This window comes from Hymenobacter seoulensis (assembly GCF_054780535.1).
In genome coordinates, this window is the sequence record NZ_BAAGWD010000001.1 from 299,558 (window position 1) to 317,672 (window position 18,115).

Consider the following 18,115-nt stretch of genomic DNA (forward strand, 5'->3'; position numbering starts at 1 on the left):
CGTTTACCTTTGCACCTCTCTTCTGTGAGTAAGCTGGTTTCCGGTATGCTCACCACTTCACCATTTCACCACTTCACCTTTGGACCTAATAGAAGAATTGCGCTGGCGGGGCATGTTTCACGACATGATGCCCGGTACCGACGAGCACCTCCGCCAGAACGCGCCCATCACCGGCTACATTGGCTTCGACCCCACGGCGCCTTCCCTGCACATCGGCAACCTGGCCACCATTATGCTGCTAGTGCACCTGCAGCGTGCTGGCCACCGCCCCCTAGCCCTGGTGGGTGGCGCAACCGGCATGATTGGTGACCCCTCGGGCAAATCAGCGGAGCGTAACCTGCTCGATGAAGAAGCACTGCGGCGCAACCAGGCCGGTATACAGGCTCAGCTCGAGAAGTTCCTGGACTTTAGCGAAGGCCCCACCGGTGCTAAAGTGGTAAATAACTATGACTGGTTTAAGAACTTCGGGTTCCTGCAATTCCTGCGTGAGGTAGGCAAGCACCTTACCGTGAACTACATGATGGCCAAGGACTCGGTAAAGCGCCGTATCAGTGGCAATGAGGAGTCAGGCGCTGAAGGACTGAGCTACACAGAGTTTAGCTACCAACTGCTGCAGGGCTACGACTTCTTTCATCTCTATAAGGAACTTGGTACTACCCTGCAAATGGGAGCCTCTGACCAATGGGGCAACATCACGACGGGTACAGAGCTGATTCGGCGCATGAGCGGCGGTGAGGGCAAAGCCTATGCTCTCACCGGCCAGCTTATCACGAAGGCCGATGGCACTAAGTACGGCAAGAGCGAAACCGGCACTGTGTGGCTCGATCCCACCATGACCTCGCCCTACCAGTTCTACCAGTTCTTCCTCAACGCCGCCGACGCCGACGTGCCGCGCCTGATTCGGGTGTTTACCCTGCTAGATCAAACCGAAATTGAAGCTCTAGAGGCCGAGCACGCCCAAGCTCCGCACCTGCGCACTTTGCAGAAAGCCCTGGCCAAAGATGTCACCATTCGGGTGCATTCTGAGGAAGCCTTTGAAGCAGCCCTGGCGGCTTCTCAGGTGCTCTTCGGAGGTGGCGACCTAGGCAGCCTGAACGAGGCAACCTTGCTGGACGTGTTTGCTGGAGTACCGCACGTAGAAGTATCGCGCGCTGCACTTGCCGAGCAAAATGTAATTGGCCTGCTCAGTGAGGCCACCGGTAGCGTCATTTTCCCTTCCAAGGGCGAAGCCAAGAAGATGATTCAGGCCGGGGGCGTGAGCCTGAACCGCGCCAAAGCTACCTTGGAGCAGCAAGCCACCGACGTTCCGCTGCTGCTGGATCAGTACATTGTGGCCCAGAAAGGCAAGAAGAATTACTACCTAATTAAAGTGGTGTAACTGCTTCATCTAAGCGTCGCGCTTTACCACCAAACCCCTGATGCTACTGGCAGCATCAGGGGTTTGGTGTGTTTGGAGGGCTAGGAACCAAGTGCTACTGGGTAGAATAAGTACGCCGAGCCCGTCATGCCAACACCCCGCAGCGTTCTACTACAGCGGACATACTGCGGTTGGGGCAGTAAGTCGACCTAGGGTGTGGACAGTAAACCAAAAGCACGTCCTGCTGAGCTTGTCGAGGCATCTCTACCTCTGGCCAATTACTGATTAGGCCTCTGCAACGAAGCGGTAGAGATGCTTCGACAAGCTCAGCATGACGTTTTAGAAGAGCGCAAAACTATAGCCTTACGTTACTGTCCACACACCCTAGTAAATAGCACGCGTCATACGGAGCAGGTCGTACACACAAAAAGGCCCCACCGATAAGTCGGCAGGGCCTTAGGGAAAGTATTGAACGCCGCAGCAACTGCGGCGGCCAATTACTTCTTTTTAGCTGGAGCAGCTTTCTTGGCAGCTGGAGCAGCTTTCTTAGCAGCTGGAGCAGCCTTGGTAGCAGCTTCGCCACCGTCGTTCTTCTTGTTCTGAACTTCCGTACGGATAGTCTGGGCCATGTTTTTCAGCTCCTGCATGCCTTTGCGCACGCGGGTACCAGCAGCAGAGTTGTTCTTGTCGTAGAACTTCTCGAAGTCAGCTTCCAGCGACATCACGAGGTCCTTCAGTTGGCTAAAATTGCTCATTGGGGAGGGGGTTGTTTGGTGTGGAAAAATATGTTTAACCGGCCCTAATATACAGGGATTTCAAATACAAGCAATTTTTCAAGTTTTTTTATTAATCCCCATTTACAGGCTAGTAAGGCACTTTTTACCATTTGAAAGCTGCGTTTCCAGCTAGTAGCTCATCAGGGCGTACTCGGAATAGTACTAAATACAAAAGCCGGCTACCCAGGGGCAGCCGGCTTTTGTATTTAGCTAAGCTAAGATTACCCCTGCAAGCCAGCAGGTACTTCGGCTTTGGAATAAAGCCCTTTGCTCAACTTCTCATTTACTGCTTCAAAGGCCTTGATGGTCATGGTCACGTCATCGAGGGTATGCACGGCCGTAGGAATGATACGGAGCATAATCACGCCCTTCGGAACCACCGGATACACCACGATAGAGCAGAAAATACCGTGATTCTCACGTAGATCGAAGGTTACCTGGGTTGCATCGGAGATTTGGCCTTCCAACAGCACCGGCGTTACGGGTGAAGAGGTAGTGCCAATATTGAAGCCTTTCTCGCGCAAGCCGCTTTGCAGCGCCCGCACAATAGTCCAGAGGTTATCCTTCAGTTCAGGCTGGGTACGCAGCAGCTCCAAACGCTTCAAAGCACCCACTACAAGCGGCATGGGCAAGGATTTGGCGAAAATCTGGCTGCGCATGTTGTAGCGCAAATATTCAATTACGTTCTCGGGGCCAGCCACGAAGGCACCGATGCTTGCCATAGACTTCGCAAACGTCGAAAAATAAAGGTCAATACCGTCTTGTATGCCCTGTTCTTCGCCGGTTCCGGCGCCGGTTGTACCCATGGTACCGAAGCCGTGTGCGTCGTCAACGAACAAGCGGAACTGGTATTTCTCTTTCAGAGCTACCACCCCGCGCAGGTCGCCTTGGTTGCCCGACATGCCGAATACACCCTCCGTGATTACCAGAATGCCGCCGCCGGTTTCGTCGGTGATGCGCTTGGCGCGCTCCAGCTGCTTTTCCAGGCTGGCCATGTTGTTGTGCGTGTACACGAAGCGCTTGCCTGCGTGCAGGCGCACGCCATCAATGATGCACGCATGCGACTCAGCGTCGTACACAATCACATCGTGGCGGCCTACCATCGCGTCGATAATCGATACTACGCCCTGGTAACCGAAGTTCAGGAGCATGCAGTCAGGCTTCTGAACAAACTCCGCCAGCTCATTTTCCAGCTGCTCGTGCAGGTTGGAGTTGCCTGACATCATGCGGGCGCCCATGGGCAGGGCCATGCCGTATTCAGCGGCCGCCTCCGCGTCGGCTTTGCGCACCTCGGGGTGGTTTGCTAGGCCTAGGTAGTTATTCAGACTCCAGGTGAGAACTTCCTTGCCGCGGAAAATCATTCGAGGCTTAATCTCACCTTCCAGCTTGGGAAATGCAAAATAGCCATGCGCATAGTGCGAGTGGACACCTAGCGGGCCGCGGTTGGCGGCAATCTTCTCAAATAGATCCACGAGGGAACAGGTTGAATGTGAAACGAAAACGAGGGGTTATGCTAAAGGGCTTAACTCTCGAGTAATGTACAAAGTTATGGCAATACACGAAGGTAACGGCGTTTCAGCCGGCATCCAACCCCGAGATTGCCCGGCAAAAATACGCCGCCGCGTTTTATGGAGCCGCCGGAATGGCGTTTCTTTGATGACACAAACACCCCATACCGCATCTGGTTACCGGCAAAAACGCCCCGTACACAAGCTGAACCCTACCAGCACCCTGTTGGCGGTTTCAGCCCAGTAAGGGCCTAGTGTTTCTGCCCCAACACTACTTTTCCCTGCCTCACTCCCACCCGCTACTGTTCTTCGCATGAAAAAAATCACCAAGCTGCTCGTTGCCAACCGGGGCGAAATTGCGTTGCGCGTGCTGCGCTCGGCCAAAGAAATGGGCCTGCAAACTGTGGCTATCTATAGTGAAGCCGACCGCAACGCCTTGCACGTACGCTACGCCGACGAGGCCGTATGCGTGGGTCCGCCCGCCAGCAAAGACAGCTACCTGCGCGGCGACAAGATTCTGGAAGTGTGCCGGCAGCTGGGTGTTGATGCCATTCACCCCGGCTACGGCTTCCTCTCAGAAAACGCTGAATTTGCCAGAATGGTGAAAGAAGCCGGGCTGATTTTCGTAGGCCCTTCGCCGGAAGCCATGAACATCATGGGCGACAAGCTCTCGGCCAAGCAGGCCGTGCAAGCCTACAATATTCCCTTGGTGCCCGGTACTGCCGAGGCAATTAGCGATGTGGAAGAGGCCAAACGTATTGCGGCTACGGTGGGCTTCCCCATCCTGATTAAGGCCTCTGCCGGCGGTGGTGGCAAGGGCATGCGCATCGTTAATTCCGCGGCCGACTTTGAGGAGCAGATGCAGCTGGCCATTAACGAGGCCGTATCAGCCTTCGGCGACGGGGCTGTGTTCATTGAGAAGTTTGTAACCGGGCCCCGCCACATCGAAATTCAAGTGCTCGGCGACGAGCATGGCAACATCGTGCATTTGTTTGAGCGGGAGTGCTCCATCCAACGCCGCCACCAGAAAGTAATTGAGGAGGCGCCTTCTGCCGTGCTCACGCCCGAGCTGCGCGCCGAAATGGGCCGCTGCGCCGTGGATGTCGCCCGCGCCTGCAACTACACCGGCGCCGGCACGGTGGAGTTTCTGCTCGATGAGAACCACAACTTCTACTTCCTGGAGATGAACACGCGCCTGCAGGTAGAGCACCCCGTAACGGAGCAAATCACGGGCCTCGACCTGGTGAAGGAGCAGATTAAGGTGGCGCAAGGACTACCCCTCGCCTTCCAGCAAACCGACCTCAAGATACAAGGCCACGCCCTGGAGCTGCGCGTGTACGCCGAAGACCCGCAGAACAACTTCCTGCCCGATATCGGAACCCTAACAACCTACGTGCGCCCGCAAGGCCCCGGCGTACGCGTGGATGATGGCTTTGAGCAAGGCATGGACATCCCGATTTACTACGACCCTATGATTGCCAAGCTCGTGACATTCGGGGCCACGCGCGAGGAAGCCATTGCCCGGATGCTGCGCGCCATTGATGAGTATCAGATTACCGGCATTGAAACCACCCTTGGCTTCGGGCGCTACGTGCTGCAACACCCCGCCTTCGTGAGCGGCAACTTCGACACTAACTTCATCCGCGACCATTTCCCGGCCGATGCCCTCAAGCCCGTCGCCCCGGATGAAGCCACCGCCCAGCTTGCCGCCGTGCTCACGGCTATGCTCCTGACCGAGAAAAAACCCGGCGTTACCGCTACCACTGCTGAGGCTCCGATAGCAACCGGCTCAGCCTGGAAACGCAACCGCCTGGGAGGCCGATAGAAGTACTGGTTCCTGAACACAAAAAAGCCCGGCTGCTTAGCCGGGCTTTTTTATTTCCTATCGCTCTGATACTACTGGTTCCATAGGGTGACCAATCAAAAAAAGAAGAATCAAGAAACAGAGCACCAGAATAAAGCTTCCCACTATCCCTACAACCATGAAAAAAAAGATTAGTTGTACCGGTTGGGACTCGGCGGTGATACCGTCTTAACCATAAAATACCACCGCACAGATATAGGCCAGCGGGCACAACTACGGCTAGCACAAACTGTAATGTTAAAGACATTTGCTTGCGTGTACCTAACAACTCTATTGTGATGAGTTAAATATCATATAATGCTAGGCCCCCTTATCTGATCATAATGGTACCAGGCGCCTTATTACCACTGGCTGGCTTGTTCGCTTTTAATTGAATTGAAACTACCGATTCCGAATCCTTGGACGTTGCCGGCTCAATGCACAACCGCCCAATAGCTTCAGGTACAATTCGCAACTTAGCTGCTTGCACATCATCAAGCTTCTTACCATTGAGCACGAAGCTGATGGGACGCCGCAGCTTGTATTGTTTGCCTATTTCAGTAAAAGACTTGCTCTTCACATGTTTATCGTAGGTTAAAACAATAATCCCATCTGCAGCAAGGTTTTTCAGCATAGCTGGTGCCGTATCATATTTATAGGCGGTAACTCCTTTAACATCATCCGTATTTATATGTGATATATACCCGTTTATAATAACAACTGAATTGAGTAAAAATAATGGATCTGCAATTGTGCGAGCAGGTGTAACAGGCAGTGTATCCTGGCCAAATACTGTGCTAGAGCAAATATTCAGTAATGCTATTGATATAAATGCAAACAATATTTTTCGCATTGCTACAGTGATTATAAGTACGAGAATAAAAACAACAACAGGTAGTAAGGTTTACAGCTCTGGTTTCAGATAGATTTTCTGTATCAGGTTAGCATTACACTTCTCCTGCAATCATCTGTGTACATCAAATCAGCTCCGTGATTTCACGCACGCCTAGGGGCCGCTCGCGGGTGAAGCCTTCCCCAAACTCTACCCCGATGATGTGCCCAAACTCGCGGGCGCGGGCCTCCAGAAATTGGCTAAATACGGGTGTGGAAAGGTAGGTAGTGGGCTCGGTGCTTTCGGGGTCGTAGAACTGGGTGCGGTAAGCCTGGATGGATTCCCACTTGCGGGTCCAGTGTGCGGAAATATCCACGACGAAATCTGGCGCAATCTGGCGGTCCTGGATGTAATGGTACACTAAGCGTGGGCGCCAGGCTTCCTGCGGCTGGCCGTCGTCGCCTAGGGTCTCAATCATGCGTAACCCGCTCAGAAAGCACGCTTCCGAGGCCAGTTGGGCGCCGCGGCCGTGGTCGGGGTGCCGGTCGTGGATGGCGTTGCAGAGCACCACATCGGGCTGGTAGCGGCGGATAGCAGCAATAACGGGCAGCTGGTGTTCCCGGTCGTTGCGGAAAAAACCATCGGGCAGGCCCAGGTTTTCGCGGGCGCTCAGGCCCAGAATGCGGCTGGCTGCTTCTGCCTCTTGGGCTCGGGTAGCGGGCGTGCCGCGGGTACCCAGCTCGCCCCGGGTAAAATCAACGATGCCAATTTTCTTACCAGCCGCAGCGGCAGCCAGCAGCGTGCCGGCACAGCACATTTCTACATCATCGGGGTGGGCACCGAGGGCCAGGATATCAAGCTTCATACAGAGCAGAGAAAGTCAACTAGAATGGATGGCTGGAACAGCACCTACGCTGCAGCTACAACGCCGGCAAAAGTACTAGGTTGCCAGACTACGCCAACCGCCAAGGTTTCAAGGTAGCAGTCAGGCAACAGCCAGCACAAAAGCACAGCCTTCCAGAATTGAGGACTATTGGCTTGCTAAGGATCTGGCAAATCAGATATCTTGGCGCATATCTGCCTATATCTGCGCGGTTTGCGCCTGCCGAGAGCCCAGCAATTTCCTGTTATTCGTATGATGATAACTGCCAATCTGCAGTTCCTGCATGCGCCTGCCCTGCTGTGGGTAAGTGCACTGTTTGTAGTGTGTACATTTCTGGCCGCTTGGCTACTAGGCCTTGCCATTCAGCGAACCGGCAGCTCTCCCCGCACCTACTGGCTCCTGACCAGCGGGTGGTTGGTGGTACAGGCAGGTCTGGCACTGACTGGCTTCTACCAAACTAACTTGGATGTGCTGCCGCCCCGGCTGGTGCTTGGTGCTATCTTGCCTACCTTTGTGCTACTAGTGGGGTTGCTAGTATCGGGGCCGGGCCGAAGATGGATGGCACGAATAGGCCTGCCAGAACTGGTACGCCTGAGTGTGGTGCGCGTGGGCGTAGAAATAGGATTGTATGGGCTGGTAGCTCCTCACCTAGTGCCGGAGCTGATGACCTTTGCCGGACGCAACTTCGATATAGTGGCCGGCCTCACGGCACCCGTAGTAGCTCTCCTGATCCAGAAACAGAAGCTAAGCCGAGGCTGGTTAGTAGCGTGGCATGTAGGCGCGCTGGTATTGCTAGGTAACATTATCCTGCTCGCCTTGCTGTCGGCGCCCACTCCGGCCCAACAGCTGGCCTTGGAGCAGCCCAATGTGGCCGTGATGCGCTTTCCGTTTGTGTGGCTGCCCGCGTTTATTGTGCCGGCGGTTTTGTTTAGCCACGTAGCCAGTCTGTACCAACTACTACGGCGGCCAGTAGCGGTACCTGCCGCCACGAACGCCACGTTGGCTAACCTGAACCCCTAGGCCCCTGCCGCCGCTCAAACCTGCGTCAATACAGTGCAGCCAACACCGGCTTGATCAATGAGCTGATTCCCTACACCTATACATGCTACAGCGGCCCGGCTCCTTCGAGTATAACGAAAGGAACCGGGCCGCTGTAGCATGATAGGTGTAGGTTGCAAGGCGCAGGCAACCTAGTAAAAAGGCAGCCTCGTTACTTGATCCGAAGCGTGCGGCCCACCCGAAGTACCGCCGTGCCGCCGTTCAGGCGCCGGATCTGGGCCTGCGAAACGCCGTATTTGTCGGCAATTTCCGAGAGCGTATCGCCACTCCTGATTTTGTGCGAAACAATCCGACGCGCCTGCGTTGGACGGCTGCTGGTGCTACGGCTGCTACTTGCGCCGCTGCCAGCGCCGGGCACGCTGCCGCCCCGGTACCGCAACGATTTGCTGTAGTAGGCAAACAGGCCGGAGGTAATCTGGAAGTTGTCCTTCACCAAGCGGTAATCGGGGAAGTCGTACATTTTCTCCGGGTCGATGGGGTTGCCTTCGTAGCGCACTTCATAGTGCAGGTGCGAGCCGGTGCTACGGCCCGTGCTGCCGCCATATCCGATTAGCTGCCCCGCTTTTACAAATGTGCCGGGCGTTACTAGCGACTTTTGCAGGTGCCCGTACAGCGTTTCAATACCATTGTAGTGACGCACCAGAATATAGTTGCCATAGCCGGAGCCATCCCACTTAGTAATGCGAACCACGCCATCAAACGCTGCTTTCACAGAGTCGCCGGTTTCCAAATCCAAGTCCACGCCGTAGTGCCAACGGTAGCCCCGAAAGCCGAAGTCCGAGGTAAGCGGCGTCTTATTCAGCGGCATCTTGGCGTAACGCTGCCGTTCTGGTTCTGTCAGCTTCAGGTTCAGCGTGTCCTTTATCCGCCGGCCATCTACGCGGTACGGGTTAATATTGTGCGTGTCCCAGATGGCATAGTAGCCCGCCACCTGAATCCAGGAAGAGTCAATCTGCACCTCTTCCTTGACCTCCACAATATGCTGGTCGCCTTCATTAAGTTTGGACGTGTCCTCACTCACGATAGAAAGCTTTTTGGCCGGATTAAAGAAGATGGATTTAGCGGCGTCAGAGCTTTCGTCGGGCAGCTCCTCCGTTTCAATCAGGATAGTCGTATCGGGCCGCACGTAGCGGATGGAAGGAGATTTGATACGGAAGAAATCCTTCTGCTTTCCCGCTGAGCCCGCCTTGGCTTTGGGGGTAGGTGTTTTACGGCGCTGGGCCATCAGCTGGCCGGGCAAGCCAAGAAACAGCCCGATCAGTAGCAGCGGCAGCAGCCAGTGTTTCACAAAATGCAGCAAGAGCAAAAAAATGAGATAGTGAAATGGTGAAGAAGCGAATGTGTTACGTCGGGCGTTCAACGCACCAACTACCGTTGTAGTGTGGCACGCTGAACACCCGATGTCGCAAATTCGCTTACTTCCCTTAATGGTCGCCGAGGGCTGCTAGGTAGCGTTCCGCGTCAAGGGCAGCCATGCAGCCCGAGCCCGCCGCCGTAACGGCCTGGCGGTACGTAAAGTCCTGCACGTCGCCGCAGGCAAACACACCGTCCACGTTCGTTTTAGACGTACCCGGAATAGTTTTCAGATAGCCCTGCTCATCGTGGTGCAGATAGGGCTGGAAAATTTTGGAGTTAGGCTCGTGGCCGATGGCTACAAAAAAACCTTCAATGGCAATATCACGCGTCTCGTGAGTTAGCACATTTTTAAAGCGTGCACCTTCCACCGCGTGCTCGCCCAGAATTTCATCTGTAACGGTGTTCCAGAGCACCTCAATTTTAGGGTTATCCAGCACGCGCTTCTGCATAATCTTGGAAGCGCGCATCTCCCCTTTCCGGACAATCATATACACCTTATTGCACAGATTAGCCAGATAAGTAGCCTCTTCAGCGGCCGTGTCGCCGGCGCCTACAATAGCCACATCCTTGCCCCGGTAGAAGAACCCGTCGCACACGGCGCAAGCCGAAACTCCCGAACCGTTCAGGCGCTGCTCCGACGGAATACCAAGCCACTTTGCCGAAGCACCTGTGGCAATGATAACCGTGTCGGCCGTCATCTCCAGCTTCTCATCCACGATAATGCGGTGCGGATGCCCCGAAAAGTCCACAGAGGTAGCAATACCATAGCGAATATCCGTGCCGAAGCGCGCCGCCTGCTTTTTCAGGTCTTCCATCATTTCCGGACCCATAATCCCATCGGGGTAGCCCGGAAAGTTCTCTACGTCGTTGGTAATGGTCAGCTGTCCGCCGGGCTGTAGCCCCTGGTACATTACAGGCTTAAGGTTAGCGCGGGCCGCATAAATTGCCGCCGTGTAGCCGGCCGGACCGGAACCAATAATCAGACACTTGTGGTGTTCCGTGGAAGTATTTTCCATGTGCGTTGCGAGATGCCAACTGGTAGCCGACATCATGAGAAGTTATAGTTGGGCTGCAAAGGTAATAGGAGCACGCCGCTTCAACCCATTTTCGGATTTTTTGCCTTTCGCATCCGGCGTGGAAATACAACAAAAAACCCCAACCAAAGGTCAGGGTTTTCTGCAAAAGGGTAGAAATAACTACCCCAGGTATGGCTTGAGGGCTTTTGAGCGCGAGGTATGGCGCAAACGGCGAATTGCCTTTTCCTTGATCTGGCGAACCCGCTCGCGGGTTAAGTTGAACTTCTCCCCGATTTCTTCAAGCGTGAGCGAGTGTTCCCCGTTCAGGCCGAAGTAAAGAGTAATAACATCGGCTTCGCGCTTGGTGAGCGTACTCAGTGCGCGCTGCACCTCCTTGCGGAGCGAGTCGTTCATCAGACCCGTGTCCGGCGACTCTTCGTCTTCGTTTTCGAGCACGTCCAGAAGGCGGTTTTCTTCTCCTTGTACAAAAGGAGCATCCACCGATACGTGACGACCCGAAATCTTTAGGGTGTCCACCACTTCCGAAGTAGTGAGCTCCAGTACTTCGGCAATTTCTTCGGGCGAGGGCTCCCGCTCGAATTTCTGCTCCAGTTCAGAGAAGGATTTCGAAATCTTGTTCAGCGAGCCTACCCGGTTCAGGGGCAGACGCACAATGCGCGACTGCTCGGCCAAGGCCTGCAGAATCGACTGGCGAATCCACCAAACGGCGTAGGAGATAAACTTAAAGCCTCGAGTTTCGTCGAAACGCTTGGCAGCCTTGATCAGACCGAGGTTGCCCTCGTTGATCAGGTCACCTAGCGAAAGGCCCTGGTTTTGGTATTGCTTGGCCACCGACACCACGAAGCGCAGGTTAGCCTTGGTGAGTTTTTCCAGCGCTTGCTGGTCACCTTCTTTGATGCGTTGCGCCAGCGTTACCTCCTCGTCGGGGGTTAGCAGATCGACCTTGCCAATTTCCTGGAGGTATTTATCCAGCGACTGGCTTTCGCGGTTGGTAATCTGCTTGCTGATTTTTAGCTGTCTCATTGCGGGCGCGAGAGAGTTGAAATGTTGATGCTAGGAAACGTCGTGTTGATCCGGTATACGAAAGATACCCAAACGCGGGTACCGGGGTCAGTTCTGAGCAACACCCCGATACCCGCGAAAGTTCGGTTGCTCCTTACTGAGCGGCGCCGTTTGAGTCGGCAGCGCGCTCCGGTTTTGGCAGTAGCACTTTCCGGGATAGGCGATACTTGCCGGTTTTCTTATCGATATCCAGCAGTTTCACATCAATTTCCTGACCTACCTCCAACACGCCTTCCAAGGCGGCCAGACGCTCGTGCGATACTTCCGAAATGTGCAACAGGCCATCTTTGCCCGGCATAATCTCTACGAAAGCGCCGTAAGGCTGAATGCTGCGCACCTTGCCTTTGTAGGTAGCGCCCACTTCCGGCACGGCCGCAATGGCCTGAATCCGGCTGATGGCTGCCTGCATGTCCTCCTGGTTGGAAGCGTAGATGCTTACGTGGCCTTTCTCGTCTTTCTCCTCGATGATAACCGTTGCGTTGGTATCCTTCTGGATCTGCTGGATCACCTTGCCGCCTGGCCCGATTACCGCACCGATAAACTCTTTATCGATGAGCATCTTGTGCGAGCGGGGCGTATGAGGCTTCAGCTCGGCAGCCGGCTGGCTAATGGTCTTCGCCATTTCGCGCAGGATGTGCAAGCGGCCTTCGCGGGCCTGGTGCAGGGCCGCCGTCATGATTTCGCTGCTTAGGCCCTGGATTTTGATGTCCATCTGGCAAGCCACGATACCTTTCTCGGTGCCAGTTACTTTGAAGTCCATGTCGCCGAGGTGGTCCTCGTCGCCCAGGATATCAGAAAGCACAGCGTACTCGCCGGTTTCTTTGTCCTGCACGAGACCCATGGCAATACCTGAAACAGCAGCGCGGATTGGAATACCGGCGTCCATCAGGGCCATCGAACCAGCACATACCGTTGCCATCGAGCTAGAGCCGTTCGACTCCAAGATGTCGGACACAATACGAACGGTATAAGGGTTCTCATCATCGGAAGGCATCACCTTCTTCAATGAGCGCTGCGCCAAGTTGCCGTGGCCAATTTCCCGACGGCCCGGGCCGCGGTTTGGCTTCACCTCACCAGTCGAGAAGGCCGGGAAGTTGTAGTGCAGCATGAACTTACTGTATCCCGAGGTCATGGCCGTGTCGATGATTTGCTCATCAAGCTTGGTACCCAGGGCAACAGTAGTAAGCGACTGAGTTTCGCCGCGGGTAAACAGGGCCGAGCCGTGGGCACCGGGCAGGTAGTTTACCTCGCTCCAGATCGGACGGATCTGGGTCAGGGCGCGACCGTCGAGGCGGGTGCGCTCCTTGATCATCATGTCGCGGATGGCTTTCTTCTCAGCTGAAGAGTAGTAACGACCGAACATTTTCATGTCCAGCTCAGGCTGCTCTTCCAGCAGTTTCTCCGTCAAAGACTTTTTGATGGCGCCGAAGCCTTCCTTACGGCCGGCTTTGCTGGTGTTGCCTGACTGCGCAATCTTGTAGGCATGCTCATACACACCTTCGTGGATGCGCTTTTTCAGGTCGTCGTTCTCCTCGTACTTGGGGTACTCGCGCTTCACGTGAGATTTCTCCACTTCAGCCGCCAGCTCCAGCTGCACGCGTACTTGCTCCTTAATAGCTTCGTGCGCATAGGCAATGGCTTCTACCATTTCCTCTTCGCTTACTTCGTTCATCTCACCTTCCACCATGGCTACTGAGTCAGCGGTGGCACCTACAATCAGGTCGATGTCGGCGCGGGCGATGTCGGCGGTCAGAGGGTTGATTTGCAGTTTGCCGTCGATACGGGCAACGCGTACTTCCGAGATAGGACCAGCGAAGGGAATATCGGAAATAGATAGAGCGGCTGAAGCAGCCAGGGCCGCCAGGGCGTCGGGCTGCACGGTTTTGTCAGCCGAAATCAGGGTAATCATGACCTGCACCTCATAGTGATAGTCCTTGGGGAACATCGGGCGCAGGATGCGGTCTACGATACGGCACACCAGGATTTCGTAATCCGAGAGGCGGCCTTCGCGGCGCTGAAACGAGCCGGGAATGTTACCGGCACCACCAAATTTCTCCTGGTAATCAACCGACAGGGGCAGGAAATCCACGTCGCCGCGCGCGCTGGGCTGCGACACAACGGTAGCGAGCAGCATCGCGTCGCCGAGGCGAACCACGACGGCGCCGTCGGCGAATTTGGCCAGTTTGCCGGTTTCAATGGAAATCTGCCGCCCGTCGGGCAGCGTAATGTGTTTGGTAACCGCGGTGTAGTTGGGCATCTTATGGTTTGCTTGAAAAAGCGACAGCGGGCGAGCAGCCAAAAAAACAGACCTAGGAAAGGTCTATTTTACTCTAAAAGTTCTTTCTGCGGAGAAGATACTGTTTCGGATGGTATCTGCTGCGTACAGTCCGGATAAAAAAAGAGCAGGGAACCTTCCGGATAGAAAGGCTCCCTGCTCCAGCGAGGTGGGTTACTTGCGGATACCCAGCTCCTTGATGATGGCGCGGTAGCGGTTGATTTCGCGGTGCTGGAGGTAATCCAACAGGCGACGACGCTTACCAACAAGCTTCAACAGACCCAGACGGGTAGAGTAGTCTTTCTTGTTTACCTTCAGGTGCTCCGTCAGGTGCGTGATGCGGTGCGTGAACAGCGCAATCTGCGACTCGGCCGAACCGGTGTCGTTTGCGGATTTTTGCAGGCTGTTTTTCTCGAAAATAGCCTGTTTTGCTTCAGTGGTAAGTTGCATCGGCAGATAGGTTTCCCCGTCTTAGATTAAAAATGAAAAGAAAAGCCACCCCGCATTTCGAGGTGGCCGCAAAGGTATACATTCTCACGCTAAAACCCGCGTTTTATTCGGCTTTAGGCTCAAAAAGCACCTAGTCTTTTTCTTCGGGCGAATGCCTACTACTCGCGTGGGATTCAGTTTACGCCGACTTTTTGTACCCTCGGAAGGGCCACCGCAGCCAAGCTGGTACCAAACGCGACCAGTCCAAATCCAGCAGTCCGGAGTCGTGGCGGGCCTGGTAGAGAAAGAACAGCCCCACAGGCAGCAGCGTTGCCGTAGCCATCCACATGCCTACTCCCACGGGCATTACCACTTCTCGCCCGTACTTCTCCCCCATAATGGAGATGACGTAGTACACGATAAAGAACACAATGGAGACCAGAATGGGCACTCCCAAACCGCCTTTCTTGATAATGGCTCCTAGGGGCGCTCCGATCAGAAACATCAGCAAAATGGCCGTCGACTGGGTGAACTTGCGGAATATCTCTATCCGGTAGTTGGCAGTTTCCCGCGTGAGGTTAGCTAAGCGCTCGGCTGAGGTACCCAGGTACGAATGCACGTTGCGGGCCCGGTTTGCCGCCTGCTGGGCAATGGGGTAGCTGACAGCGTGAAGCTCCCGGGCTGGCACCTGCCACGTTTCCACTTTCTTCACTGCTGCTTGCCCGGTGGTATCAAGCCGCAGGTAGCTGTAATACGGGTTGAGCTGCCGAACCAGCTGCTTGCGCTCCAGCACCACTTTCTGATGTAAGGAATCGGTGAAGTAGTCGAGCTGCTTCAGGTTCAGCATCATTTTATTTTGGTTGAACAGCTCCTTTTTGGTGCGGTCTAACCCGAATGAGGCTAGAGAAAACGTAATGAGGTTGCGGTCGAAGTTCTGGCGGATAAAGTTGGCGCCGGCCCGGTTGTCGGCGCTGGGTTGCTCTACATAGGTGCGGCCCCGAAACAGCTCCAGCCCCAAGTACTGGCCATTAAAGCGCGTAAACATGCGGCCTGAGTCGGCCAGAATCACGCGCATATTGCCGGAACTCTGGGTGTGGTCGTAAATCATGACGCCTTTGAGCAAGTCGCCATTCTCCCCCATTTTCTCATTTACCTTGATGGTGTAACCCGGAATACCCGTGTAGAACACTCCTTCCCGGATATCGAGGGCGAGCTTCAGTTGGCGTACATCCCAGAGCAGGCTATAAGCCTCCAGGTTAGCCAGGGGCACGATGGTGTTGTTAAACCAGAAGGCGCCACCCGCCAGCATCAGGCTTACAATCATGACGGGGCGCAAAATCCGCGTCAGGGAAATGCCCGCCGTTTTGATGGCCGTTAGCTCGTGGTGCTCGCCTAGGGTGCCAAACGTCATCAAAGAGGAAAGCAGCACGGCCAGCGGCAGCGAGATGGGCACTATAAGCACACTGAAGTAAAAGAGCAGCTGCGCCAATACTCCCACCCCCAAATCCTTCCCCACAATGTCATCCATGTATTTCATCATGAACTGCATGAGGAAGATAAACTGCACCACCGCGAAGGTGAGCAGAAAGGGACCGGCAAATGCCCGCAGAATAAGCTTATCGAGTTTCTTCATAACAGCACGGCTAGGGTGGCTCCGGAAGCTAGCCTGTATCAAAACAAAAGGGAGCAAACGTGAAACGAAGATACGGCTCGTTTCGCGTCTGCTCCCCGTTGCGAGGTAAAACAGCCCTAGCCCCCTACCTGTTCCCGAAGCTTCAGGATGAGGCTGTCCCACATTTCTTGCAGCTCAATTGTATCATTCTCCTCCGAATAATCGACAACCCGCAAATACACTTCCTGCGTTAGCTGCGACTCTTCCAGCAGAAAATCAAGGTAGTTGGCATCAGGGGTGTGCCGACGGTTTTCGTCTAGAAACACGAACCGTACGGAGCGGTTGGTCCGGTGCGACGCCATTTCGGCGTAATGAGGCTGATTGTCCCAGATGAAATTGTAGCTGTGCCCTCCTTCAATGCGCACATCTTGGCAAAACCAGTGCGAAAGGCCCGAAGCCGTGGCCAGATAGGGGTACAGAATTTTAGGCGACGCGTTAATGGGGTATTCAACCGTAAAACGGTGTTTGAGACGAGTAGCAGAAAGCGGCATAAGCAGAACAGTGTAAAGAATTTAGCGGCCCTAACGCATCGAACGAAGTACCACAGGAGGCAATATACGCGGGTTTTTTTTTGCGCAATACTTGCATAGCGTTAAAACTTGTTCCTACCTTTGCACCACCAAAACAGGGCGGGGTAGCTCAGTTGGTTAGAGCACAGGATTCATAACCCTGAGGTCACGAGTTCAACTCTCGTCCCCGCTACATTGTAAAACGGCCTTCCTGCTACAGGAAGGCCGTTTTTCGTTACAAGTTATTTTTTTATCACAGTTTTATTACAGCTCCATGTACGCCACCGAGTACGAGCCAAGGCTGTTTGATGCGGATGGCGACCTGTCCAAACGCTGATATATAGACTATCGAATCTGGAATACAGACAAACAGATATTTGTCCGTAAGCAATACACGGGCATGAATAAGTACACTACCCTGCGCGACAGGCGGCGGGTGTGTAAGGAAAAGATGGCCGAAATCCGGCAGTTGCTTCAGGAAGGCTACACGGCGGGCGTAACGCCGGCCGTTACCATGGGCCTGGATCCAAAGAAAGCTACCGTGCAGCAGGCAGTGGAATGGGTCGTGGAGCGATAAGCGGCGGACGGCGTAGGCACCCAGTTCTATAACGTGGCCCTACGCAAAATTCGGGAGTACCCTCCCTTTGCCAACCTACCCCTGCGCTTTCTGACGCTGGCCCACATTACTGGCTTCCTGGATCAACAGAGCAAGCGCGGCATTGAGGTCAAAACCTACAATAACTACCGCAACAGTCTTAACGCCTCCTTTAATTACCTGGTCAAGCAGGAACTACTAACCCGCAACCCCTGCGCGCCTACGGAACTGCGCAAGGTAGAGGCCTCTCCTATTCATGTACCCTACACCGAGGCCGAGCGACAGGCCATCACGGCTGAAATCAAGGCCCGGGGCGATGAGCAGTTACTCCTTTATATAGGCTTCATCTACTACGGCTTTATTCGGAGCGGCAGTGAACTCCGCCTCTTGCGGGTAAAGGATATCAAGCAGCGCACGGTGCTCATGCCGGCAGCGCGGGCCAAGAACAGTAAGGCCGAGCACGTGGCCATCGTCCGGCAGCTGGCTGAGATGATTGAAAAAGCCGGGCTGCGCCAGTATCCAGCCGACTATTACATCTTCACGAAGGAGCGTCAGCCCGGCCCAGAGCCCGTGGGCAAAAACTGGTTTGCCAAGCGCCATCGAAAGGTATTGGAGGCGGTGGGTCTGAAGGACGGGGAGCATACGGTGTATGGCTACAAGCATACGGGTGCTATTAACCTGTACCTAGCTACGAAAGATATTGAGCTGGTACGCCGCCACTGCTGCCACGCCCATGCGGGTATAACGGCCACCTACCTGCGCAAGCTGGGCATGTTCGATGACGATGACCAACTGGCTAAGATGCCTGACTTTTAAAATACAAGCCGTTCTCATCCGTATTTACTAAAATCTTTTTTTTAAAAATCTGCAATTGCACATTTTCCAAAAACGGGGGCTCGTTTGGGGGCGAATTCCAGGGCTT

The 18,115-nt window shown here is 54.6% G+C and carries 15 protein-coding genes, 1 tRNA gene and 1 pseudogene; 6 read left to right on the forward strand and 11 right to left on the reverse strand.

Translation table 11 applies throughout. The annotated features are described in order from the left end of the window. The first annotated feature begins 79 nt into the window (after positions 1 to 79). Positions 80 to 1,378, forward strand: coding sequence for a tyrosine--tRNA ligase (tyrS, locus tag ACYVHC_RS01340; RefSeq protein ID WP_460611862.1), 1,299 nt, complete (start codon positions 80 to 82; stop codon positions 1,376 to 1,378). Positions 1,379 to 1,938: 560 nt separating this feature from the next. Here tyrS and ACYVHC_RS01345 read toward each other — a convergent pair. Together ACYVHC_RS01345 and ACYVHC_RS01350 are read right to left on the reverse strand one after the other, a co-directional pair. Beyond that, positions 1,939 to 2,112, reverse strand: a pseudogene (locus ACYVHC_RS01345) (histone H1); the annotation flags it as partial. 242 nt (positions 2,113 to 2,354) lie between these two features. Continuing rightward, positions 2,355 to 3,605, reverse strand: coding sequence for an aminotransferase class I/II-fold pyridoxal phosphate-dependent enzyme (locus ACYVHC_RS01350; protein WP_460611863.1), 1,251 nt, complete (start codon positions 3,603 to 3,605; stop codon positions 2,355 to 2,357). A 349-nt stretch (positions 3,606 to 3,954) separates the two neighbouring features. Between ACYVHC_RS01350 and accC the strand changes: the two genes are divergently transcribed. Beyond that, a complete protein-coding gene (gene accC / locus ACYVHC_RS01355; protein WP_460611864.1) occupies positions 3,955 to 5,466 on the forward strand; it encodes an acetyl-CoA carboxylase biotin carboxylase subunit in 1,512 nt (503 codons plus the stop codon). 349 nt (positions 5,467 to 5,815) lie between these two features. On the opposite strand, the gene ACYVHC_RS01360 is transcribed toward accC, so the two are convergent. Both ACYVHC_RS01360 and bshB1 read right to left on the reverse strand, forming a co-directional pair. After that, complete coding sequence (locus ACYVHC_RS01360) at positions 5,816 to 6,337, reverse strand: hypothetical protein (protein ID WP_460611865.1); 522 nt, start codon at positions 6,335 to 6,337, stop codon at positions 5,816 to 5,818. Positions 6,338 to 6,461: 124 nt separating this feature from the next. After that, positions 6,462 to 7,181 (reverse strand): bacillithiol biosynthesis deacetylase BshB1, encoded by a 720-nt coding sequence (gene bshB1 / locus ACYVHC_RS01365; RefSeq protein WP_460611866.1) that lies wholly within the window; start codon positions 7,179 to 7,181, stop codon positions 6,462 to 6,464. A 270-nt stretch (positions 7,182 to 7,451) separates the two neighbouring features. Between bshB1 and ACYVHC_RS01370 the strand changes: the two genes are divergently transcribed. After that, positions 7,452 to 8,219, forward strand: a complete 768-nt coding sequence (locus ACYVHC_RS01370; RefSeq protein ID WP_460611867.1) for a hypothetical protein — start codon at positions 7,452 to 7,454, stop codon at positions 8,217 to 8,219. 190 nt (positions 8,220 to 8,409) lie between these two features. Here ACYVHC_RS01370 and ACYVHC_RS01375 read toward each other — a convergent pair whose 3' ends face one another. The 7 genes from ACYVHC_RS01375 to ACYVHC_RS01405 all read right to left on the reverse strand — a co-directional run bounded on the left by ACYVHC_RS01375 (position 8,410) and on the right by ACYVHC_RS01405 (position 16,580). Further along, on the reverse strand, positions 8,410 to 9,546 hold the full coding sequence (locus ACYVHC_RS01375) for a peptidoglycan DD-metalloendopeptidase family protein (RefSeq protein ID WP_460611868.1): 1,137 nt from the start codon (positions 9,544 to 9,546) through the stop codon (positions 8,410 to 8,412). Between the two features lie 136 nt (positions 9,547 to 9,682). After that, positions 9,683 to 10,630, reverse strand: a complete 948-nt coding sequence (gene trxB / locus ACYVHC_RS01380) for an NAD(P)/FAD-dependent oxidoreductase (RefSeq protein WP_460611869.1) — start codon at positions 10,628 to 10,630, stop codon at positions 9,683 to 9,685. A 180-nt stretch (positions 10,631 to 10,810) separates the two neighbouring features. Then, positions 10,811 to 11,674 (reverse strand): sigma-70 family RNA polymerase sigma factor, encoded by an 864-nt coding sequence (locus ACYVHC_RS01385; RefSeq protein ID WP_022823752.1) that lies wholly within the window; start codon positions 11,672 to 11,674, stop codon positions 10,811 to 10,813. A 133-nt stretch (positions 11,675 to 11,807) separates the two neighbouring features. Then, positions 11,808 to 13,970, reverse strand: coding sequence for a polyribonucleotide nucleotidyltransferase (gene pnp, locus ACYVHC_RS01390; RefSeq protein ID WP_460611870.1), 2,163 nt, complete (start codon positions 13,968 to 13,970; stop codon positions 11,808 to 11,810). Positions 13,971 to 14,162: 192 nt separating this feature from the next. Next, entirely contained in the window at positions 14,163 to 14,438 is a 276-nt protein-coding gene (gene rpsO, locus ACYVHC_RS01395; protein ID WP_460611871.1) for a 30S ribosomal protein S15, read from the reverse strand. A 178-nt stretch (positions 14,439 to 14,616) separates the two neighbouring features. After that, the gene (locus ACYVHC_RS01400) at positions 14,617 to 16,050 is read right to left on the reverse strand and encodes an LptF/LptG family permease (protein WP_460611872.1); all 1,434 of its coding nucleotides are present in this window, start codon (positions 16,048 to 16,050) and stop codon (positions 14,617 to 14,619) included. 116 nt (positions 16,051 to 16,166) lie between these two features. Then, the gene (locus ACYVHC_RS01405) at positions 16,167 to 16,580 is read right to left on the reverse strand and encodes an START-like domain-containing protein (RefSeq protein WP_460611873.1); all 414 of its coding nucleotides are present in this window, start codon (positions 16,578 to 16,580) and stop codon (positions 16,167 to 16,169) included. Positions 16,581 to 16,717: 137 nt separating this feature from the next. On the opposite strand from ACYVHC_RS01405, the gene ACYVHC_RS01410 reads away from it, so the two are divergent. From ACYVHC_RS01410 to ACYVHC_RS01420, 3 genes are all read left to right on the forward strand, one after another. Then, positions 16,718 to 16,791, forward strand: a tRNA-Met gene (locus ACYVHC_RS01410). Positions 16,792 to 16,998: 207 nt separating this feature from the next. Further along, positions 16,999 to 17,175 carry a hypothetical protein gene (locus ACYVHC_RS01415; RefSeq protein WP_460611874.1) on the forward strand — a complete coding sequence of 59 codons (177 nt, stop codon included), beginning with the start codon at positions 16,999 to 17,001 and terminating at the stop codon, positions 17,173 to 17,175. 33 nt (positions 17,176 to 17,208) lie between these two features. After that, positions 17,209 to 18,009 carry a tyrosine-type recombinase/integrase gene (locus ACYVHC_RS01420; RefSeq protein WP_460611875.1) on the forward strand — a complete coding sequence of 267 codons (801 nt, stop codon included), beginning with the start codon at positions 17,209 to 17,211 and terminating at the stop codon, positions 18,007 to 18,009. Positions 18,010 to 18,115 lie beyond the last annotated feature (106 nt).

Coding starts and splice junctions, on each gene's coding strand:
- bshB1 (WP_460611866.1), bottom strand. CDS start 7,181: ATGAAGCTTGATATCCTGGCCCTCGGTGCCCACCCCGATGATGTAGAA.
- ACYVHC_RS01405 (WP_460611873.1), bottom strand. CDS start 16,580: ATGCCGCTTTCTGCTACTCGTCTCAAACACCGTTTTACGGTTGAATAC.
- ACYVHC_RS01385 (WP_022823752.1), bottom strand. CDS start 11,674: ATGAGACAGCTAAAAATCAGCAAGCAGATTACCAACCGCGAAAGCCAG.
- ACYVHC_RS01370 (WP_460611867.1), top strand. CDS start 7,452: ATGATGATAACTGCCAATCTGCAGTTCCTGCATGCGCCTGCCCTGCTG.
- ACYVHC_RS01400 (WP_460611872.1), bottom strand. CDS start 16,050: ATGAAGAAACTCGATAAGCTTATTCTGCGGGCATTTGCCGGTCCCTTT.
- accC (WP_460611864.1), top strand. CDS start 3,955: ATGAAAAAAATCACCAAGCTGCTCGTTGCCAACCGGGGCGAAATTGCG.
- trxB (WP_460611869.1), bottom strand. CDS start 10,630: ATGGAAAATACTTCCACGGAACACCACAAGTGTCTGATTATTGGTTCC.
- pnp (WP_460611870.1), bottom strand. CDS start 13,970: ATGCCCAACTACACCGCGGTTACCAAACACATTACGCTGCCCGACGGG.
- ACYVHC_RS01415 (WP_460611874.1), top strand. CDS start 16,999: ATGAATAAGTACACTACCCTGCGCGACAGGCGGCGGGTGTGTAAGGAA.
- rpsO (WP_460611871.1), bottom strand. CDS start 14,438: ATGCAACTTACCACTGAAGCAAAACAGGCTATTTTCGAGAAAAACAGC.
- ACYVHC_RS01360 (WP_460611865.1), bottom strand. CDS start 6,337: ATGCGAAAAATATTGTTTGCATTTATATCAATAGCATTACTGAATATT.